25 protein-coding genes, 1 other RNA gene and 1 pseudogene are annotated in these 18,519 nt (G+C 45.7%); 12 read left to right on the plus strand and 15 right to left on the minus strand.

Going from position 1 to position 18,519, the window contains the following annotated elements; genetic code table 11:
• Positions 1–168: 168 nt before the first annotated feature.
• Together rsoA and MHI30_RS18055 are read right to left on the minus strand one after the other, a co-directional pair.
• Complete coding sequence (gene rsoA / locus MHI30_RS18050; protein WP_003185286.1) at positions 169–378, minus strand: sigma-O factor regulator RsoA; 210 nt, start codon at positions 376–378, stop codon at positions 169–171.
• Positions 350–943 (minus strand): sigma-70 family RNA polymerase sigma factor, encoded by a 594-nt coding sequence (locus tag MHI30_RS18055; protein WP_020452972.1) that lies wholly within the window; start codon positions 941–943, stop codon positions 350–352. The genes rsoA and MHI30_RS18055 overlap by 29 nt, the downstream gene beginning before the upstream one ends.
• A gap of 156 nt (positions 944–1,099) precedes the next feature.
• Here MHI30_RS18055 and MHI30_RS18060 point away from each other — a divergent pair, with 156 nt between their 5' ends.
• From MHI30_RS18060 to MHI30_RS18080, 5 genes are all read left to right on the plus strand, one after another.
• The gene (locus tag MHI30_RS18060; RefSeq protein WP_020452973.1) at positions 1,100–1,249 is read left to right on the plus strand and encodes a YvrJ family protein; all 150 of its coding nucleotides are present in this window, start codon (positions 1,100–1,102) and stop codon (positions 1,247–1,249) included.
• A gap of 93 nt (positions 1,250–1,342) precedes the next feature.
• Positions 1,343–2,497 (plus strand): oxalate decarboxylase family bicupin, encoded by a 1,155-nt coding sequence (locus MHI30_RS18065; RefSeq protein WP_075751404.1) that lies wholly within the window; start codon positions 1,343–1,345, stop codon positions 2,495–2,497.
• A 72-nt stretch (positions 2,498–2,569) separates the two neighbouring features.
• Positions 2,570–2,968 (plus strand): YrvL family regulatory protein, encoded by a 399-nt coding sequence (locus tag MHI30_RS18070; RefSeq protein WP_075751405.1) that lies wholly within the window; start codon positions 2,570–2,572, stop codon positions 2,966–2,968.
• Between the two features lie 69 nt (positions 2,969–3,037).
• Entirely contained in the window at positions 3,038–3,523 is a 486-nt protein-coding gene (locus MHI30_RS18075) for a DUF6022 family protein (protein WP_075751406.1), read from the plus strand.
• Positions 3,524–3,670: 147 nt separating this feature from the next.
• Positions 3,671–5,116: an alpha/beta fold hydrolase gene (locus MHI30_RS18080; protein WP_075751407.1), complete on the plus strand. Its 1,446-nt coding sequence runs from the start codon at positions 3,671–3,673 to the stop codon at positions 5,114–5,116.
• A 39-nt stretch (positions 5,117–5,155) separates the two neighbouring features.
• On the opposite strand, the gene MHI30_RS18085 is transcribed toward MHI30_RS18080, so the two are convergent.
• Positions 5,156–5,317 carry a hypothetical protein gene (locus MHI30_RS18085; protein ID WP_154495504.1) on the minus strand — a complete coding sequence of 54 codons (162 nt, stop codon included), beginning with the start codon at positions 5,315–5,317 and terminating at the stop codon, positions 5,156–5,158.
• 201 nt (positions 5,318–5,518) lie between these two features.
• On the opposite strand from MHI30_RS18085, the gene MHI30_RS18090 reads away from it, so the two are divergent.
• From MHI30_RS18090 to MHI30_RS18105, 4 genes and pseudogenes are all read left to right on the plus strand, one after another.
• On the plus strand, positions 5,519–6,061 hold the full coding sequence (locus tag MHI30_RS18090; protein ID WP_075751408.1) for a YcxB family protein: 543 nt from the start codon (positions 5,519–5,521) through the stop codon (positions 6,059–6,061).
• 87 nt (positions 6,062–6,148) lie between these two features.
• Positions 6,149–6,363: pseudogene (locus MHI30_RS18095) on the plus strand (T7SS effector LXG polymorphic toxin); the annotation flags it as partial.
• Between the two features lie 33 nt (positions 6,364–6,396).
• Positions 6,397–6,582 (plus strand): polymorphic toxin type 50 domain-containing protein, encoded by a 186-nt coding sequence (locus tag MHI30_RS18100; RefSeq protein ID WP_237562649.1) that lies wholly within the window; start codon positions 6,397–6,399, stop codon positions 6,580–6,582.
• Positions 6,583–6,599: 17 nt separating this feature from the next.
• On the plus strand, positions 6,600–6,938 hold the full coding sequence (locus MHI30_RS18105; RefSeq protein ID WP_075751409.1) for a hypothetical protein: 339 nt from the start codon (positions 6,600–6,602) through the stop codon (positions 6,936–6,938).
• Positions 6,939–7,162: 224 nt separating this feature from the next.
• Here MHI30_RS18105 and ssrA read toward each other — a convergent pair.
• The 7 genes from ssrA to MHI30_RS18140 form a co-directional block, all read right to left on the minus strand.
• Positions 7,163–7,518, minus strand: a transfer-messenger RNA (tmRNA) gene (ssrA, locus tag MHI30_RS18110).
• Positions 7,519–7,634: 116 nt separating this feature from the next.
• Complete coding sequence (gene smpB, locus MHI30_RS18115; RefSeq protein ID WP_009329604.1) at positions 7,635–8,108, minus strand: SsrA-binding protein SmpB; 474 nt, start codon at positions 8,106–8,108, stop codon at positions 7,635–7,637.
• A gap of 115 nt (positions 8,109–8,223) precedes the next feature.
• Positions 8,224–10,527: a ribonuclease R gene (gene rnr / locus MHI30_RS18120; protein ID WP_075751410.1), complete on the minus strand. Its 2,304-nt coding sequence runs from the start codon at positions 10,525–10,527 to the stop codon at positions 8,224–8,226.
• A 13-nt stretch (positions 10,528–10,540) separates the two neighbouring features.
• Positions 10,541–11,287, minus strand: coding sequence for a carboxylesterase (locus MHI30_RS18125; RefSeq protein ID WP_075751411.1), 747 nt, complete (start codon positions 11,285–11,287; stop codon positions 10,541–10,543).
• 140 nt (positions 11,288–11,427) lie between these two features.
• A complete protein-coding gene (secG, locus tag MHI30_RS18130; protein ID WP_003185418.1) occupies positions 11,428–11,658 on the minus strand; it encodes a preprotein translocase subunit SecG in 231 nt (76 codons plus the stop codon).
• A gap of 169 nt (positions 11,659–11,827) precedes the next feature.
• Positions 11,828–12,112 (minus strand): AbrB/MazE/SpoVT family DNA-binding domain-containing protein, encoded by a 285-nt coding sequence (locus MHI30_RS18135; protein WP_075751412.1) that lies wholly within the window; start codon positions 12,110–12,112, stop codon positions 11,828–11,830.
• Between the two features lie 27 nt (positions 12,113–12,139).
• Positions 12,140–12,373, minus strand: a complete 234-nt coding sequence (locus tag MHI30_RS18140; protein ID WP_164470226.1) for a helix-turn-helix transcriptional regulator — start codon at positions 12,371–12,373, stop codon at positions 12,140–12,142.
• 152 nt (positions 12,374–12,525) lie between these two features.
• Between MHI30_RS18140 and MHI30_RS18145 the strand changes: the two genes are divergently transcribed.
• Positions 12,526–12,927, plus strand: coding sequence for a transcriptional regulator (locus MHI30_RS18145; protein WP_020452987.1), 402 nt, complete (start codon positions 12,526–12,528; stop codon positions 12,925–12,927).
• Between the two features lie 171 nt (positions 12,928–13,098).
• Complete coding sequence (locus MHI30_RS18150) at positions 13,099–13,497, plus strand: helix-turn-helix transcriptional regulator (protein WP_075751413.1); 399 nt, start codon at positions 13,099–13,101, stop codon at positions 13,495–13,497.
• 48 nt (positions 13,498–13,545) lie between these two features.
• Here the strand turns inward: MHI30_RS18150 and MHI30_RS18155 are convergent, their stop codons facing one another.
• From MHI30_RS18155 to MHI30_RS18170, 4 genes are read right to left on the minus strand one after another with little or no spacing between them, the layout of a single operon-like run.
• Positions 13,546–14,223: an ABC transporter permease gene (locus MHI30_RS18155; RefSeq protein ID WP_075751414.1), complete on the minus strand. Its 678-nt coding sequence runs from the start codon at positions 14,221–14,223 to the stop codon at positions 13,546–13,548.
• A gap of 16 nt (positions 14,224–14,239) precedes the next feature.
• Positions 14,240–15,157, minus strand: coding sequence for an osmoprotectant ABC transporter substrate-binding protein (locus MHI30_RS18160; RefSeq protein WP_075751415.1), 918 nt, complete (start codon positions 15,155–15,157; stop codon positions 14,240–14,242).
• A gap of 13 nt (positions 15,158–15,170) precedes the next feature.
• Complete coding sequence (locus tag MHI30_RS18165) at positions 15,171–15,824, minus strand: ABC transporter permease (protein ID WP_075751416.1); 654 nt, start codon at positions 15,822–15,824, stop codon at positions 15,171–15,173.
• A gap of 21 nt (positions 15,825–15,845) precedes the next feature.
• On the minus strand, positions 15,846–16,985 hold the full coding sequence (locus MHI30_RS18170; protein WP_075751417.1) for a betaine/proline/choline family ABC transporter ATP-binding protein: 1,140 nt from the start codon (positions 16,983–16,985) through the stop codon (positions 15,846–15,848).
• 257 nt (positions 16,986–17,242) lie between these two features.
• Between MHI30_RS18170 and MHI30_RS18175 the strand changes: the two genes are divergently transcribed.
• Complete coding sequence (locus tag MHI30_RS18175; RefSeq protein ID WP_075751418.1) at positions 17,243–17,782, plus strand: GbsR/MarR family transcriptional regulator; 540 nt, start codon at positions 17,243–17,245, stop codon at positions 17,780–17,782.
• A gap of 51 nt (positions 17,783–17,833) precedes the next feature.
• On the opposite strand, the gene MHI30_RS18180 is transcribed toward MHI30_RS18175, so the two are convergent.
• A complete protein-coding gene (locus MHI30_RS18180) occupies positions 17,834–18,466 on the minus strand; it encodes an NAAT family transporter (RefSeq protein WP_075751419.1) in 633 nt (210 codons plus the stop codon).
• Positions 18,467–18,519: the final 53 nt, after the last annotated feature.

The following is an 18,519-nucleotide window of genomic DNA, read 5'->3' on the forward strand; positions in this document are numbered from 1 at the left end:
TTTTTATAAGATAAAAATGGAATATAAATCCATTTACATTCCCAAAGCTTCATTCATATTAAAACAAATCATCACCATGATTTCAATGAAGCAGCTTGAACATTCCATTAATCAAATGTTAGAAATTTTAACACTTCCGGCGGCTTTACGCAAGCAAAACAGCTCAGATTAAAGGACTTTCAGCAATTCTGTTATAAACTCCCAAAATCCCGGTACTTCTTGACATAAAAGCATCTCCGCTTTTTCGCAAATCTTCATCTTCAGCTCCTGTTCAAGATCCTCCCTCTCTTGATAGGATGTGTTGTTTAATTTGCTTTTGATCATCGGCGTGAAATTTTCCAGCAATTTCTCAATCTCTTTTTCGTCGTGCAGACTCACTGTTATCATTCCCCTCTGCTTTAGAATTCAGCAGCTCTCTTATCTTTTCGAGTGCCCTTTTATGAATTCTTGAAATATTTTGCCTTGATTCTCCCAAAGAGTCAGCCATTTCCTGCATGGATACCCCGTGAATGTAAATTTGCGCAAGCACTTTTTTCTGCTTGTCCGTCAATTGCAAAAACGCTTCATAAAGCATCGGGTCTTGCAAATGTTCACTTAAATCCTCTTCCTGTTCCAAGACATCGTCTAACAGGTCCCCTCGGGGCGGCTCGGGCAAAGTCGGACTGTCGTCGATCATCAATGGAAAACGCTCTCGATTTTTCCGGACTCTTTTATCAAAGTCGACGGAGAAAATCCGGATCATCGAGTTGATGTATTTGATCATGCGGATGTTTTTGTAAAACCGCTTAAATTCGCGATCGAGACACTCTGCCTCTTCAGAATCCGGATGTTCCAAAACGTGGTTGAAAAGCCGCTCATACCGGGGGTTGCTCAAAAAATGCTTCACAAGCGGATGCCCTGTGATTTCCTTGATTTTCGCACGCAGTAACGTTTGATCAATCATAAAAACCGCCTCCTATTTATTTAGATGAAAGAAATGAAAAAAAAGTAAACTCATCTCTTCTATTAACATGCAAACATAAGTTCCCATTCAGAGAAAATAGTTCTTTGCTTACATTTTTCAAACTTTCTTCACTTCTTAACATAGGAGGTGGTAAGAATGGACAGTGCATTCATTGAGGAAGCAGCGAAACAAATCGGCAATGTCGGCTTTCCGGCTGTATTGGCAATTTACCTGCTCACGCGTTTTGAAAAGAAAATCGATGAACTGATCGAATTGATCAAAGAAAAAAGTGACACCGATGATTGACATCGGCCTCACTTTTTTCACTTAACATGACAGAAGGGGAAAACGAAAGGCCTTTCAGCTCTCCTTTACATTTTGAGAAAGAGGGGATATCACATGGAAAAAAACAAACCAATTCCACAGCCGATCAGAGGAGAAAAAGGAGCGGAAACGAAAATTCCGCACAACGTTGAGCGCGACCGCCAAAATCCGGACATGCTCGCGCCGCCGGAAACCGACCACGGAACGGTGCCAAACATGAAATTTTCATTTTCCGATGTCCATAACCGTCTCGAAAAAGGCGGATATGCACGGGAAGTCACGGTTCGCGAGCTGCCGATTTCAGACAAGCTTGCCTCTGTCAACATGAGGCTGAAACCTGGAGCCATCAGGGAACTTCACTGGCATAAGGAAGCCGAATGGGCGTATATGCTGTACGGAAAAGCGCGGATTACGTCTGTTGACCAAGACGGCAGAAACTTTATTGAAGATGTGAAAGAAGGAGATCTCTGGTACTTCCCGTCAGGTCTGCCGCATTCAATCCAAGCGCTTGAAGACGGCTGCGAATTCCTGCTCGTCTTCGATGACGGCTCTTTCTCTGAAAACAGCACCTTCCAGGTGACGGATTGGCTGGCCCATACGCCTGATGAGGTGATTGCCGCAAACTTCGGCATTTCAAAAGACGTCGTCGCATCTCTTCCAGATCAAGAAAAGTATATTTTCCAAGAAGCGATCCCTGGATGTCTTGAGAAAGACAAAGTCGAAAGCCCGAACGGAACGGTTCCTCAATCTTTCAGCTACAAATTGCTTGAACAGGAACCGATTGTATCTAGCGGCGGCAAAGTATGGATTGCCGATTCCACGAATTTCAAAGCGTCGAAAACGATCGCCTCTGCGCTGGTGGAAGTCGAACCTGGAGGCATCCGGGAGCTGCACTGGCATCCGAATACAGACGAATGGCAGTATTACATTTCCGGACAAGCGAAAATGACGGTTTTCGCGTCCGACGGGCATGCCAGAACATTTAACTACCAGGCCGGAGATGTCGGCTATGTGCCGTTTGCAATGGGACACTACGTCCAAAATACAGGAGACGAACCGCTTCGCTTCCTCGAAATCTTCAAAGACGACCACTATGCTGACGTTTCGTTAAACCAATGGCTTGCGCTCGTTCCGGAAGAGCTTGTCCGCCAGCACCTTGACATCGGCAGCGAGTTTACAAACATGCTCTCTAAAGAAAAGCATCCGGTCGTGAAATTTGATAAGAAATAATCAGCCAGGCTTGCAGGAGACATATCCTGCAGGCCTTCGGCTGCTGTTTACATATTTAAAAGGAGTTGTATCATGAAACATTTCGTTATTTGCTGCTTATCGGTTATGTTCGTTTTTTTCGCCCACTTTCTCGGCATTTCGATCCTGTTTCATCTGCCGGGCGCATTTTACCAAACAGTCGGGTCCCTGCTTTTGTTTACGCTTTGTTATACCGCACTGACCTTTGTCCTGGAACCGGCTGAAAAGCTGCTCATCCACAGTATGAAGCTGCTGGGCATCAATCGGCGGATCACGTTTTTTGCCGCCGAAATCATCACGATCGGATGTTTATGGGCCGCGATTTTTACAGCGGATGAATTGCTGGACGACGTTCTGCTGACGTCTTCGGCGGAAATCATGATTGCCGTTTCGTTTTTTACCATTGATAAAATCCTTTATCCGCGGCAGAGCTCCGGTTCGCTCTTATATTGAGAATTCACTGTTCAATGCAGGAGAATGTTATATAATGGATTTCAAGTAATCAAAAGGAGGTTTTCGTTCTTGTATAAGGTACGTTTCAGACCCGACATGTCGATCAAAGAAATCGGCGAACAGGTGCAAAGCTATGTCGCCGCCAATTGGAAACAAACGCTTGACGATCATCGCGAAGCGCTTTTAAAGGTTTTTCCCGAATTGGAAGACGCGACTTACGGGGTCTACTTGGACCACCTGCTGCCTCCTATATTTGAAAGTCTCGAACAGTCCGGCTTTACAACGATTCAAGATGCGGGAAAAGGCGATTTTTTCATCGGAAAAGGCTTAAACTTTAGACAGTCCATCGAAAAATGGGGAGCTGACGACTGCCGCTCACGGGTGTTTTGGGCTGTCATCTCCGATCATCAACAAAAGCCTGCCGGGACGCTGCTCTTTGACTTTTATCACTCTCACGCCGGGTTTGATGTGCCTCTTTCCCCGCAGATTTACACATTGGAGGAAACAGCGAGAGACAAAATTGTTGCTCTCGTAAAACAGATAAAGGAGAACTAACTTATAGCGCCCCACAACATCATAAGCTGCAACCGCTGGGCAATCCGGCGGTTTTTTTAATGCAGCACAAGGAATATTTTTGCAACCAATCAAACCACACATTCGTTATGTATAAGACCACCAACATCTTACATAAGGGAGAAAACCATGAGAATTTTCGAAATATTATTAACGATCCTATCTTTTGTCATGCTGTTTCAGCAAAAAATGCCGAGAAAGCTTGCGGCGGCAGCCGGATTTGCGAGTATTTGCGTGTTGGCGGGACAGCTTTTTTTTGAGGGATACAGATGGCAAATGGTTTTGATCTATCTGATCTCCGCCGCCCTCGCCTTTATCGCGATCTTCGGAAAAAGGCTTCAAATCAAGATGTGGAAGCCGCTGAAATATGGCTTGTATGTTCTCACATTCGCCATGCTGGCGATCTCCGTCTTCCTGTCTGTATACCTGCCCGTTTTCGATTTGCCTAAGCCTGGCGGCGTTTATTCGGTCGGGACGAAGACGTTTCATTTGACCGACCGCGACAGAGAAGAAACGCTGACAAAAAATCCGCACGATAAAAGAGAACTGATGGTCCAAGTATGGTACCCCGCCCAAAGTTTGCATGGACAGAAACGGGCACCTCTCTTTCCCGAAGATGCAAGCACATTTCACGAATATATCGAGAAGTTCGCAGACGGATTCGGTCTTCCCCCGTTTGCTTTGGACTATTGGCGCTACATCAAAACAAACTCATACGAAAACGCCGCGATTTCATCAGCTGAAACCCGATATCCAGTCGTCATAATCAGCCACGGCTTCGGAACAAGCCGGCTGCTGCACGCTTCCCAAGCCGAGCATCTGGCAAGCCATGGATTTGTCGCAGTGGCGATCGATCATTCGTACAGCACGATGGCAACGGCTTTTCCAGACGGACGGGTGACAGGCTTAACAACCGAGCCATATATGAACGGAGTTTCCGAAAACAGCAGCAAGCTCGGGAACATTTGGACACAGGACGCCGACTTTGTCATCAACCAGTTGGATCAGCTGAATCGCGATGCCTTTGAGGGAAAACTCGATATGGACAACATCGGGATGATGGGGCACTCATTCGGCGGCGCCACGGCGTTTAACGCCGCATATTCAAATCCCAGAATTAAAGCCGGAATCAACATGGACGGTTCACTGTACAATGTCAACGGCAAGCAGGCGATTTCAAAGCCGTTTCTGTTCATGGAATCGAGCAGCTTTATGAACATCAAAAACAAGGCGCTCAGCGGAAAGATTTCTGATGAAGAAATCAAAAATTCGGGTTTAACGAAAGAAGAATTCAACAAGATGATTGAGGAACGAAAAAAGGAATACAAAATCATTGATCAAGCGTCAATGGTGTATATTGAAGGAACGGAGCATTACAACTTCACCGACTTGCAGCTTTATTCAAAACTTTTGAAGCAGCTCGGCATGACGGGCGACATCGACGGTGCACGAAGCGCGGATATCGTGAACCGGTACGTTTTGGATTTTTTCAACAAGCATTTAAAAGTAACCGGCGGCGGCTTGATCAGCAAGCCGAATCCGTCATATCCGGAGGTGAAGTTTCCGAAGGAATAAGCAGAAAACTATAGAAAGGGTACCCCCTCCTCCTCACGATCATGAAAAAATAAAGAAAATACCTAATGCTATCGCGGTCTGAACAAGCGAAATCACAGCCAAGTGTCCAAACGGAGTCTTGGCTTTTTTGATGTATGTATCATAAATGGCATTAACAGTAAAAAAACAAACGTATCCTATTAGCGATTCAATGATGAGCATGGTAGACCTCCTTTTGGCCAGCTCTTTCGAATGTATATACAATCAAAGTTCGACATAATACACTCTGATCCTTTTTAGCGATCCCTAAGTCGATTACACGGTGCCTCTGCTATGCCGATTCCAAAGAAAATCCAATTTCTGCGAATAAATGAAACTTTATGCTAAAATTAAAGGAAAACAGGTTTGAGGTGCAGTAAACTTATGACCCAACACAGTGTCTTTCTTGAGGGAGAATATACATTACAGGATATGAGATCTTTCTTTTTTTATTGGCTAAAAAAATACGCATTCCTTTATTTTATTCTTATTTTTCTATTGTTTGTCTGGGTGTTTTCCGTCGATGGGAAGATGCCGATTACCGTTTATCATAGTGAAACACTCGAATTATTGTTGAATGGACTTCTCATGATTGTACTTTCAATAATATTAACCTCACTTTTAATTGGGTTTTTTTATATCCGGATGCAAATTGTCTATCGAAAAAATGAACGGTTAAAACGCAAAAGAACTTACACTATCAATCCGCAAGGAATTCAGATTCAATTTAAGAATTCCGATACGTTGTTTCAATGGTATGAAGTGACAGCAATAACAGAATATAAACGCCTCATCCTCATGAAAACATCAAGCAGCCAGTTGATTTTGATACCGAAACGCTTTTTCACATTTGAAAATGAACTTCATTCTTTCAGAGAGCTTGCGACTACATACGGACAGGCCAAAAAATTAAAATTGCAATCATAAGAAGATGGATTTCTCTTTTTTGTATATCCATTTTCATTTCATAAAAGTGAGCAGTGATGATAACAAAATGGATTAAAGGAGAATGCCATGAAGACTCTGGATGTTCAAGCGTTGCACAATGCAATTGATCAAACGCTGGAACAATTAAAACACCAATCAGACGAAATCGCCAAAGTCAAAAAGGCCGTTGACGGCATCACATCGCTTGATGATGCTTTAAAAGGAAAAGGCGGCGACGCGATCCGCGCCTTTTACGAGGAATGCCACACCCCTTTTTGCGGTTCTATGACAGTTTCATAGAGCATTTTCTATGGGGTAATAAAAAAGCACAAGAGTTGCTTGATAAATATGCTGGCACGGGAGAATTCCCAAGGAACGGAAGGGAAGTTGTTGACTTTGGCCAAAAAATAGGTAAAGCATATGACATGAAAACTGGTAAATATATTGAAACTACCAGAGGAACAATACATTATTCAAAAGACGGTGCTCACATAGTTCCTGCAAAACCGTTAGAACCATAAGAAAAGGATTGATACTCATGGAATATAACTCTTTAATAAAAACACTAGATGAATATGGTGGTAGAGAACTGCGATTAGAATGGGAAAATGGATTAAAGATTATCGGTAATCCAGACACACTTTATGAAACGGATAATGGATTAGAGGATGACGATATCAATTACACAGAGTATTATGCAGTTGCCTTTAGAGTGAATAACATTATATCTCACCCTACTAACAACGAAGGCAGTGTATATGATTGGTTGAGACAAGGAGAAAGCTCCTTAGTTGAAATTTCCCTTTACGATGATCCACCAAGTGCAGTATATTTAGCAGACGGTCAGAAAATATGGGAAATGGATAGTGATAAATAACAATTAAAAAGTTGGAATTTATAAACCTAAGCCCCCTTGAAAGAGGGCTTTTTTGATTATTTCAATAAAGCTTTTATAGTTCCAGTAAAAACGTTTTTCTCATGATATGAGGACCGATGACCCGACATATTCCGCAGTATCATTCATGTTCATTAAGCCTTTCAAAGGCTCTTGCACAAACAACAAAAACTCCCCAAAAAACAAAAAAACCACCATCATATGTATGGTGGAGACGGTGGGAGTCGAACCCACGTCCAGAAACGTCGATTGCTTCAGCGTCTACGAGCGTAGCCCTGCATATTTAGTTTCGCTCATCTTCGTGCCTGCGGGCAGGCCCTCGGAGAGCTAGTCTGAGAAGTCTCTTCCTGCGCCCTCAGACGGGAGCGCAAGCGTAGCCTACTTCGTTATGGGCTCTTAACCGGCACATAGGCGATGCGGGCAAGAGATCGCTGCGCTAATTAGGCAGCTAGTGCTAAGTTCTGGTTAGATTTGCCAGTTATATTTAGGTGCGTTTTTACGAGATCGCCTCTCGGCTCGCAACTCAAGCTCGATCCGTCCCTGTCGAATCCGTAACGTCCCCTTGGATGAAAAGGAAGTCGGATAACTGACTGTATCACTATTATAACAAGATCACACGTCAATTCCAAATGGTAATGTCTGTGATCACGTTCATATAGGATAACATGGGTTCCGGCTTTAGATCAAGCCTTTTTGCCTGTCGCGGAACGCTCTTTCGATTTCGCGTTTGGCGTCTTTGCGCTTCAAGTCTTCGCGTTTGTCGAATTTCTTCTTCCCTTTTCCGAGTCCGAGCAGCACTTTCGCAAAGCCGTTCTTCAAATAAATTTTGAGCGGTACGAGCGAGTATCCCTGCTCTTTCGTCAAACCGATCAATTTGTTGATCTGCTTGCGGTGCATCAAAAGCTTTCTCGTCCGCAACGGATCATGGTTATAGCGGTTCCCCTGCTCATACGGGCTGATGTGCATATTGTGAAGGAACACTTCTCCGCGCTCAATTTTGGCGAATGCGTCCTTTAAATTCACCCGTCCGGCGCGAATGGACTTGATTTCCGTACCTTGAAGCACGATGCCTGTTTCGTATGTTTCTTCTATAAAATAATCGTGATTTGCTTTTTTATTTTGGGAAACAACCTTCCCTTCTCCCTTTGGCATACGGCAACCTCCTCCCGCCTTCAATCTCACATTCGAAAGGGCGGCGAATACGTATTATTCTATCAAATGAACGTTCGTCTTACAATTTCGCCGCCCTTTTTTTGACGTGTGCCGTCTATTTTTTCTTTTTCTTGCGTTTTTGTTTCGGCGCGTTTTGAAAACCGCGTTTTTTCTTTACTTTTTTCTTTTTCGGCTTGGTGAACCATTCCCCTTTGTCAGCCGATGGAGCATCCTTTTTTGGACCCTTTTTCTGTTTTGGCTCCGGCTTCTGCCGGCGGCGGGAGCCTTTCATGCCGACGATTTCAAAATCGATGTTCCGCTCATCTTTATTGACGTCAACGACGCGGACCGTAATCTCATCGCCGATCCGGTAGACGTTGCCCGTACGCTCGCCGATCATCGCATAGTGCTGTTCATCATAACGGTAAAAATCGTCTGTCATAAAGCTGACGTGGACAAGCCCTTCGATCGTGTTCGGCAGCTCGACAAACATGCCGAAGTTCGTAACGGAACTGATCACGCCGTCAAATTCTTCACCGATCTTATCCAGCATAAATTCGGTTTTTTTCAGATCATCCGTTTCCCGCTCTGCATCTACGGCATTGCGTTCCATATTTGACGTATGCTCGGCGATCTCAGGCAGTTTCTCGGCCCATTTCTCCCTTGTCGCTTCGTCTGTCTTGCCCTGAATCAAATACGTCCTAATCAGCCTGTGGACGATCAAGTCAGGATAGCGGCGAATCGGTGACGTGAAATGCGTGTAGAATTCAGTCGACAAGCCGAAGTGTCCGAGGCTTTGCGGATCGTATTTTGCCTGTTTCATCGATCTGAGCATAACCGTCGAAATCACGGCTTCTTCAGGACGGTCCCTGACTTCTTCAAGTATGCTTTGCAGCGCTTTCGGATGGATGCTTCCCGCCGTCCCTTTAACGACATAGCCGAATGTCGTAACGAACTCCAAAAATCTCTGCAGCTTTTCCTGATCCGGATCTTCGTGAATCCGGTAAATAAACGGAACATTCATCCAATGAAAGTGCTCGGCGACCGTTTCATTGGCGACAAGCATAAATTCTTCGATCAGCTTTTCTGCTGTCGACCGTTCTCTCAAGACGACGTCCTTCGCTTTTCCTTCTTCGTCGACGAGAACCTTCGCTTCCTTAAAGTCAAAGTCGACGGCTCCGCGTTCCATCCGCTTGCCGCGCAGAATCGCAGCCAAGTCTTCCATGTCTTTAAACATCGGGACAAGCGTCTCATACTTCTGTTTCAGCTCTTCATCATCATCGACTAAAATTTTGTTCACGTCAGAATAAGTCATCCGCTCGGTCGTTTTAATGACACTTTGAAAAATTTCGTGCTCGACGACTTGCCCTTGAAGATTAATGAGCATTTCGCACGACAAAGTCAAGCGGTCGACTTTCGGATTTAAAGAGCAAATTCCATTCGACAGCCTGTGCGGGATCATCGGAATCACCCGGTCGACAAGATAGACGCTCGTGCCGCGTTCATACGCTTCCTGGTCAATCGGAGACCCTTCTGTGACATAATGGCTGACATCGGCAATGTGGACGCCGAGTTTATAATGGCCGTTTTTGAGTTTTGTGACGGTAACGGCATCGTCCAAGTCTTTGGCATCTGCGCCGTCGATCGTGACGATCGTTTGATCGCGCAGATCCCGTCTGCCTTCAAGATCCTTTTCATCGATTGTATCAGGCGTATTGCCGGCTTGTTCCATCGCCTCAGCCGGAAAGTCCCCCGGGAGGCCGTGCTTATGAATGATGGAAAGGATGTCGATGCCGGGGTCGTTTTTGTGGCCGAGAATCTCGATAACTTCCCCTTCCGCACTCATCCGGCCTTCAGGATAGCTTGTCAGGCGGACGACGACTTTGTGCCCCTCGACGGCGCCGTTTTTGGCGTGCTTCGGAATAAAGATGTCATTCGTGATTTTTTTATCGTCGGGAATGACGAAGCCGAAGTTTTTCGTCTCTGTATATGTGCCGACAATCTTCTGAATGCTGCGCTCAATGATGCGGATGATGGCCCCTTCTTTTTTTGTACCGCCGGACTCCGTACTCAGGCGGACAAGCACGGTATCTCCGTTCATTGCCGTGTTCAGCTCAGACGGCGGAATGAAGACATCGTCAAGCGAGGAATCTTCGGGGAGGACAAACGCGAAGCCTTTCGCGTGCGCCGACACCTTCCCTTTGATCAAATTCATTTTTTCGGGCAAACCGTAGCGGTTGCTTCTCGTTCTGACGACAAGCCCTTTTTCTTCAAGGGTAACAAGAGCTTTGACAAGCTCTTTGTATTCGTCAGAATCGGTGATTTCCAGCATATCTTCCAGTTCCTGAACTGTAAGAGGTTTATACGCTTCTTCTTTCATAAAGGAGAGAAGCTTATCCATAAATTCTTCTTTTTCCACTAACCAGACCTCCTTATGTCTGCCAATCCAGCGTTTCTAAAAATTGATACACATCCTTGTGCAGTGTTTCGCGTTCTTTATCCAATGTGATGGCATGACCGGATTCTTCATACCATTTCAGCTGCTTATCATCCGTTTCAACTTCATTGTAGATGATGTTCGCGCTGTCCGTATTAATCATATGATCGTGGCGCGCCTGCACGACAAATGTAGGCGAATAGATCATGTCCACATGCTCTCTGACATCGGCAATCAAATCCTGCAGTGCTTTCAACGTGTTCATCGGCGTTTTTTTGAATTCTTCCATCTCAGCGTCAATCTGTTCCGCTGTCTTGCCTTCAAATTTCTTATAATTGCGGGCATACTCAAGCACACCCTCGTACATCGTCTCTTCGCTTTTGATATACATCGGCGCGCACATTGGAACAATTCCCTTTATGGGTACAGTGTAACCCAATTTCAATGAAAAAACCCCTCCGAGAGACAGACCGCAAGCGGCGATTTGTTCATACCCTTCCGATTTCAGATATTCATACCCGTCCATGACGTCTTTCCACCAGTCTTCCGGACCTGTGGAGAGAAGTTCTTCCGGAGGCACGCCGTGGCCTTTATATTGGGGCGCATGGCATGTGTAGCCTTTTTCATTCAAATATCTTCCGAGCATTCTCACATCCGCCGTGTTGCCCGTGAATCCGTGCAGCAGCAGGACGGCTTTTTTTCCGCCTTTAAATGTGAAAGGTTGTGGTTTGACGATTTTCATGATTCACTGTCTCCTTTTCATATGTATTCTTCCACGTTTAGTCTTGAAACAAACCTTATCAATCGGCCGGTCCCGTCATACAAAGACCTGCAAATAGGAAAAAGGCCTGACTTGAACATCAGACCTCATGCTTCATTGTCTTATACAAAGTAAGCAAGCGCAATCGTTAAGAAAAAGAAAAGCACGGTTAAAACGACCGTCATCCGGTGGAGAATCAAATCAAGTCCTCTTGCTTTCTGCTTTCCGAAAAGCTGCTCGGCTCCGCCGGAAATCGCGCCTGATAATCCGGCGCTTTTGCCGGATTGCAGTAAAACGACAACGATCAGTACGATACTTACAATCACTAATAAGACCGTTAAAAATGCGGCCATAACCTACACCTCCAGACAAACTGGCTGACAATAGTTTTATTTTACATGAAAAGCAAGCGCATGTCACGAGCGTTTCGAACAGCTTTTTTTATTTTTTCCCAGCGCCTGAATAAGGTATACAAAAAAAGGAGCGGCTATGCTCCCTATCAGGCGGAATATGTAATCACATTTATAACTTTTCTGACAAGGCCGCCATCATATCTTCCAGCAGCATTTCCGCTCCCCGCGGGCTGAGTACGATTTTGCCGCCCGCATACGTTTTATTTTTCGTGGTGATGTCGCCGGTCATCAAGCATGCCATGTTGGCGGCGTATTTTGTCAAAATGATGTTTTCTTCGTCGGTGTATATTTCGAGCGGATCCTTTTCATTGATATTCAGCACCCTGCGCATTTCGACCGGGAGAACGACTCTGCCGAGCTCATCGATTCTCCGGACAATTCCCGTATTTTTCACGTTTGAAAAGCCTCCTTTTTTCCTTTTTTATTGACATTTGTCAACATCTTTATAATAAAAGAGATCTTCAAATTTTTTGTTGAAATACTGAATCATCTTTCCGATCACAAGCTGTCCGGGCCTCCTTTCGCCATTTAAAACTCTGCTCAGAGTCGCCGGGGATACGCCGATTTCAATGGCAAGCTGATTTAAGGAGAGATTGTGTTCAATCATATACTGGAGAACAAAATCTCTTTTGATATGAATCTTTTTTACCATTATTACTCCCCTTTCTAATCTCTTATGTTTCTTTTTGTCTATATTGAACATAAATGATTTGTTAACTTTTGTCAATACTTTTATCATCCATATGTTTCCTATAGGCAATATTCGTACTAAAATATTTTATAATAAGAGATTGCGAGGTTTTGGCCATGACGAACTTTGGATACCATTTACGACAATTAAGGGAACGGAAAAAACTGACCGTCAATCAGCTGGCGATGTATTCCGGCGTCAGTTCGGCCGGCATTTCGCGAATTGAAAACGGAAAGCGCGGCGTGCCGAAGCCGGCGACGATCAGAAAACTGGCGGACGCTTTGAAAGTTCCGTATGAGGAACTGATGGCATCTGCAGGCTATATCAGCGCGTCTACAGTCCAGGAAGCAAGAAGCAGCTACGATTCCATTTACGACATCGTTTCACAGTACGATTTAGAGGACCTTTCTCTGTTTGACAGCGAAAAGTGGAAGGTGCTTTCAAAGAAAGACATCGAAAACCTGGACAAATATTTCGACTTTCTCGTGCAGGAAGCAAGCAGCCGAAACAAAAACTGAATACCTTCTCCGCAGCGCACGCCCCCCTTTTTATCATTATCGTCTGTTTTCGACCCTGCTGTTATTTTATCCCTTATGTTAACTTTTGTCAATGTTTTTCCCGTTGAAGCATTTCCTTTAGTCAACATTTGTATTAAAATGTTCATATCATGAATTTGCGGGGGGATGGCGATGACAATGTTCGGCGAGCGGCTCAAAGAGCTGAGGGAACAAAGAAGCCTGTCGGTTAATCAGCTTGCCCTGTATGCCGGTGTGAGCGCCGCAGCCATTTCCAGAATCGAAAACGGCCACCGCGGCGTTCCCAAGCCCGCGACAATCAGAAAATTGGCCGATGCTCTGAAAATGCCGTACGAGCAGCTCATGGATATCGCCGGTTATATGAGGGCTGACGAGGTTCGCGAACAGCCGCGCGGCTATGTCACGATGCAGGACATCGCGGCCAAGCACGGCGTCGAAGATCTGTGGCTTTTTGAGCCCGGAAAATGGGACTGTTTGTCCCGCGCAGACCTGCTCAACCTCGAACAGTACTTTCATTTTTTAGTCAATGAAGCGAAAAAGCGCCAATCATAAAAAGCCGAATTTCTTTTTAGCAGAAATTCGGCTTTTTTCGGCTGCCATTTAAGCGGCATCCGGATTCGGCGTCTTATCTTTACGATGCTTAACGGGGCTCAGCGCACGCTCGAGCCATCCCATGAACAGATCGGCGATGATCGCCATCAGCGCCGTCGGGATCGCGCCTGCCAGAATGATCGCTGTTCCGTTGGTCGCGTTTGACCCCCTGACAATGATGTCCCCGAGGCCGCCTGCGCCGACAAACGTGCCGATGGCCGTGATGCCGATCGCGATGACGAGCGCGGTTCTGAGCCCTGCCATAATGACCGACAAGGCGAGCGGAAGCTCCACCATCCGGAGCACTTGAAATTTCGTCATGCCCATCGCCTTCCCTGATTCCAGATAGGCGTGCTCAATGCTGACGATTCCCGTATATGTGTTTCGAATGATCGGTAAAAGCGAATACAAAAACAATGAAAGAATCACCGTGTTGGCGCCGAGTCCCATGACTAGCATCAAGACGGCGAGCATCGCAAGCGCCGGAATCGTTTGAATGACATTGGTGATGGAAAAGACCCATTTGCTGATCTTCCGGTATCTGGCGATCAAGATACCAACCGGGATGCCGACGACGGCAGCGAACAATACGCCGTATGCCGACATTAAAAAGTGGCGGTAAAATTCCCCCAGCACATAGCTCCCGTTTTGCGAATAATACGTCCAAAGCTGCTGCAGCACTTCCATTTGTCAGCCCCTCCTTTTACTCAAAATAATTGTGCTTCTTTAAAAACTCGGCCGCAACGACAGAAGGCTCTTTCAGTTTTCCATCAACTTCGTAATTGAGCTCCTGCATCGTTTCGGTATCGATTTTTCCGATCAGTTTATTGATGGTCTGTTTAAGCTCTGGATGTTCCTTCAGCACTTTTTCCGGCACGACCGGCGAACAGTCATACGGCGGGAAAAAGCGTTTATCGTCTTTTAACAGCTTTAAATCATAGGCTTTGATCCTGCCGTCCGTTGAATAGGCAAGAACGATATCCATTTTGCCGTTTTTGACGGCGTCATAAACAAGTCCGATCTGCATTGGAAAGGTCGAGCCGAATGAAAATCCGTATTCCTGTTTAAATCCCGGATATCCGTCGCCTTTTCGTTTCAGCCAGGCATTGTCAACGCCAAGCTTCAGTTTATCCGCGTCTTTTTTCAGATCGGATATGGTTTCATAGTTCCCTTTTTCAGCGAGTTCTTTCGTGACTGTAAAAGCGTACGTATTGTCAAATCCGTAAGAATCGAACCATTTGTAGTTGAATTTCTTTTTAAAGTCCTGCTGTACGATGCGAAGCGCTTTTTCCGGGTCTTTCTCCGCTTCCCTTCCAAGGGTGCTGGTCAGGTCGGTTCCCGAATAGCGCGTCGCTGAAATATCGATGTCTCCGCCGAGCATGGCCTGGTGCTGCACATAGTTTGAGCCGAGGTTTTTGACAAGCACCGTATTGAGGTCTGTATCATGCTCGATCAAAAGCGAGATCATATTGGCAAGAATTTCGGATTCGGTCAGGTTTTGCGCCCCGATTTTGATCGTTTTATCGGAAGCCCCGCCAAGACCCGGCAGCGCACAGCCGCTGATCAAAAGCGAGAGAACCAGCATGACGGCGCCGAGCCGTCTCAATTTTTTTGTTTGCATAAGAGCCAACTCCTTATGATACTTCCTTCATCCCTTTTAATCCTTGGGGCGTGACTTTGTCTTCGGTTTTCGACAGCATATAGTCGATCACGATGGCCAGTATCGTAACCGGCACCGCTCCGGCGATAATGTACTCAGGCTGGTACAGGTTGAGCCCGATAAAAATATAGTCGCCGAGACCGCCGCCGCCGATAAAAGCCGCGAGCGTCGCCCAGCCGATTAAGTAAACGGTGGATGTCCGGATGCCTGCCATGATCACCGGCACGGACAGCGGCAGTTCGACCAGGCGGATTTGTTCCCATGCAGTCATACCGATTCCCTTTCCTGATTCAAGCAAATTTTGATTGACGCCTTTTACGCCCGTGTAAGTGTTTCTCAGAATCGGTAGGACTGAATAGAAAAACAGCGCGACAATCGCCGGAATTTTTCCCACTCCGAGGAGCGGAATAAAAAACGCCAGAATCGCCAAACTCGGCAGCGTCTGAATGATATTGACAATTCCGATCACGACGCCGGCCCCTTTTTTCATTCTCGTTAAAACGACCCCGAGCGGAACCGCGACAATGATGCCGAGCAGCACCGCAAAAATGGATATATATAAGTGCTCCCATGTTTTATAAAGCATTTCCCCGCCGTTGTGCTGGAGAAATTGGACGATCTGATTCATGATTGATGCACCTCCCTGCATTTAACGTTGGACAAGGGTTTCTTCATCTCCCCAAATCGAGTCGTACACGATGTCAACAAGGTTTGCCCTTGTGACAATTCCGACAAGGCGCCCTTCTTCATCAAGAACGGGAACATATTTGAATCCTCTTTTCAAAATTTTTCGGACGGTATCTCTGATGAGCGTGCCTTTTTGAACGGAGTAGACATTCTCATTGACAACCTCTCCGACCGTGACGGCTTTTTTCCGGTTTTGATCGATGATTTCAACATCGATATATCCTTTTAAGACATTGCGTTCGTCCACGACGAGCAGTGAATCGACGCGGCGCTCCCTCATCACTTGAATCGCTTCAGTCAGGTTTTTTTCGCTCGTAATCGTGACCGGATTCGGATTCATCACTTGTTCGACATGCTCGATGTCAGGACGGGACTGAAGAAGCCGTTCTTTTCCGATGAACTCCTCAACGAATTCATCCGCCGGATTCCGCAAAATGTCGTCAGGCGTTCCGACTTGAACAATCTCGCCGGCGCGTAGAATGACAATTCTGTCGGCAAGCTTGATCGCTTCATCCATATCGTGGGTCACAAAGACAATCGTTTTGTCCAGCGATTTCTGCAGCTTTTTGAACTCTTCCTGAAGCGAATCACGGGTGATCGGGTCCAGCGCTCCGAACGGTTCATCCATTAAAATCAGGGGCGGCTCCGCCGCAAGCGCCCGCAGCACGCCGATTCTCTGCTGCTGTCCGCCGCTTAGTTCATGAGGATAGCGGTTCAAATATTCCGGCCCCATATCAACGAGCTGAAGCAGTTCCTCCGCCCGCTTCTTCCGCTTTTCTTCCGGCCATTTCAAAAGCCTTGGAACAAGCGTGATATTCTGCTGAATCGTCATATGGGGAAAGAGTCCGATTTGCTGAATGACATAGCCGATTTTCCGGCGCAGCTCCACCGGGTCCTGATCCATTATGTTTTCTCCGTCGATGTAAATGCTTCCTGAAGTCGGTTCAATTAAACGGTTGATCATTTTCATCGTCGTTGTCTTCCCGCAGCCGCTCGGTCCGATAAAGACGATAAATTCTCCTTTTGCTATATCAAGATCAATGTTCTTGACCGCATTTTTTCCGCCTTTATAAACCTTCGATACATTTTCTAGCTTCAGCAAAACGCACACCTCCATCTGTTTTTTAAAAATTTCAACATCTCATTCATTATAAAATACACTTTATAAAATAAAAAGTTTACAAAGTGTTTAAATTATATAGATAAGACATAAAAAAATATGTTCATGGCATCAATCTGCCGGTTATTCTTAAAATTACGGCTGATTTCTTTGTTTTCCTGCCGTTTTAGTGTTTTCAACCGCTCACAAAATTATGATATATTGACAATAAAATTGGCTGCCCGAAGGGATGATGTGCTTTGGAAGAAAACGCTTTAAAGGCGATTAAACAAGCGGAAGAACATTTCATAGAAAAAATCGCGGAAAACATGAATACGTACGGTATATCATCAACTGTCGGCCGCGTGCTCGGGATCATCTATATGAACAGAAAGCCGATGACTTTAAATGAACTGTCAGAAGAAACGGGCATGAGCAAAACGAGAATGAGCCAGGTCGTCCGCGAAATGCTCGATTTAAATATCGCCGAAAAAGTTTTTGAAAAAGGCGTCCGCAAAGATCTGTACGATGTCGAACAAGATTATTATCAAACGTTTATTTCATTGTTTACGGCCAACTGGAGCAAAGTCGTCAAAAAGAACAGGATGATCGGGAAGAAAATCAGAAAAGAGCTGTTGGAAGCCCTTGAGGAAGAAGGCCTTTCACCCGAAACCGAAGCTAAAATCAACGAGCTGCTGGCAGAAACAAAACAATGGATCGATTACTGCGAGTGGGTTGACAATCTGATCGCGTTTTTGGAAAGCGAAGAAATCTTCAAGCATGTGCCGAAACCTTCATAAACCGAAGAAAAGCTGCAAAGAATGAAGCAGCTTTTTTTGCTTTTTCTCCAATCATCCCGCCAAAACCGGAAACATCCCTTTCAAACCCGTGCCGATCATGCCGACCGCCACGACAGCCAAAATCAGGCCCATCAGCCGGGTAATTACATTCATTTCCGTCTGCCCCAATTTGTTGCTGATCAGCGTCGAATAATGAAAAGCCGCAAACGTCAGCAGGAGGACGGCGGCGATGCCGATGATCATACCGCCAAAATGAACCAGGCTGCGGCTGCCGGCCGAAAGGCTCATCACCGTTGCAATCGTTCCGGGCCCCGAAATGATCGGAATGCTGAGCGGCGTCACCGAGATATCCTCTTTTTCCTTGCTCTCGCGGTGCTCATCATGATGGAGCGACTGAACATGAGACTGCTTCGCGTTCAGCAGGTTGTAGGCAATTCCGAAAATAAAAATACCGCCGGCAATTCGCAACGCATGGATGTTGATGTCAAAAAGCCTGAAGATGAACTCTCCGAATATGAGAAACGCGATCAGAATCAGAAACGATAAAATCGCAGCCTTTCTCGCCAATGCGGTGCGTTCTTTTGCTTCGTAGCCTTCTGTGAGCGCCAAAAAGATCGGCACATTGCCTATCGGATTTGTGACGGCGAACAATGATACAAAAACATGGATGATAAAAGCAAACACGGTTTGCCACTCCTTTCTTTGTAAGAAAATGCGGTAATCGATTTTTACCTCCG

It is taken from the genome of Bacillus sp. FSL L8-0528 (genome assembly GCF_038593085.1).
In the GTDB taxonomy this organism is placed as follows: Bacteria; Bacillota; Bacilli; order Bacillales; family Bacillaceae; genus Bacillus; species Bacillus paralicheniformis.

Coding starts and splice junctions, on each gene's coding strand:
- MHI30_RS18055 (WP_020452972.1), bottom strand. CDS start 943: ATGATTGATCAAACGTTACTGCGTGCGAAAATCAAGGAAATCACAGGG.
- MHI30_RS18060 (WP_020452973.1), top strand. CDS start 1,100: ATGGACAGTGCATTCATTGAGGAAGCAGCGAAACAAATCGGCAATGTC.
- MHI30_RS18065 (WP_075751404.1), top strand. CDS start 1,343: ATGGAAAAAAACAAACCAATTCCACAGCCGATCAGAGGAGAAAAAGGA.
- MHI30_RS18070 (WP_075751405.1), top strand. CDS start 2,570: ATGAAACATTTCGTTATTTGCTGCTTATCGGTTATGTTCGTTTTTTTC.
- MHI30_RS18080 (WP_075751407.1), top strand. CDS start 3,671: ATGAGAATTTTCGAAATATTATTAACGATCCTATCTTTTGTCATGCTG.
- MHI30_RS18085 (WP_154495504.1), bottom strand. CDS start 5,317: ATGCTCATCATTGAATCGCTAATAGGATACGTTTGTTTTTTTACTGTT.
- MHI30_RS18090 (WP_075751408.1), top strand. CDS start 5,519: ATGACCCAACACAGTGTCTTTCTTGAGGGAGAATATACATTACAGGAT.
- MHI30_RS18105 (WP_075751409.1), top strand. CDS start 6,600: ATGGAATATAACTCTTTAATAAAAACACTAGATGAATATGGTGGTAGA.
- smpB (WP_009329604.1), bottom strand. CDS start 8,108: ATGCCAAAGGGAGAAGGGAAGGTTGTTTCCCAAAATAAAAAAGCAAAT.
- MHI30_RS18125 (WP_075751411.1), bottom strand. CDS start 11,287: ATGAAAATCGTCAAACCACAACCTTTCACATTTAAAGGCGGAAAAAAA.
- secG (WP_003185418.1), bottom strand. CDS start 11,658: ATGGCCGCATTTTTAACGGTCTTATTAGTGATTGTAAGTATCGTACTG.
- MHI30_RS18145 (WP_020452987.1), top strand. CDS start 12,526: ATGACGAACTTTGGATACCATTTACGACAATTAAGGGAACGGAAAAAA.
- MHI30_RS18150 (WP_075751413.1), top strand. CDS start 13,099: ATGACAATGTTCGGCGAGCGGCTCAAAGAGCTGAGGGAACAAAGAAGC.
- MHI30_RS18155 (WP_075751414.1), bottom strand. CDS start 14,223: ATGGAAGTGCTGCAGCAGCTTTGGACGTATTATTCGCAAAACGGGAGC.
- MHI30_RS18160 (WP_075751415.1), bottom strand. CDS start 15,157: ATGCAAACAAAAAAATTGAGACGGCTCGGCGCCGTCATGCTGGTTCTC.
- MHI30_RS18165 (WP_075751416.1), bottom strand. CDS start 15,824: ATGAATCAGATCGTCCAATTTCTCCAGCACAACGGCGGGGAAATGCTT.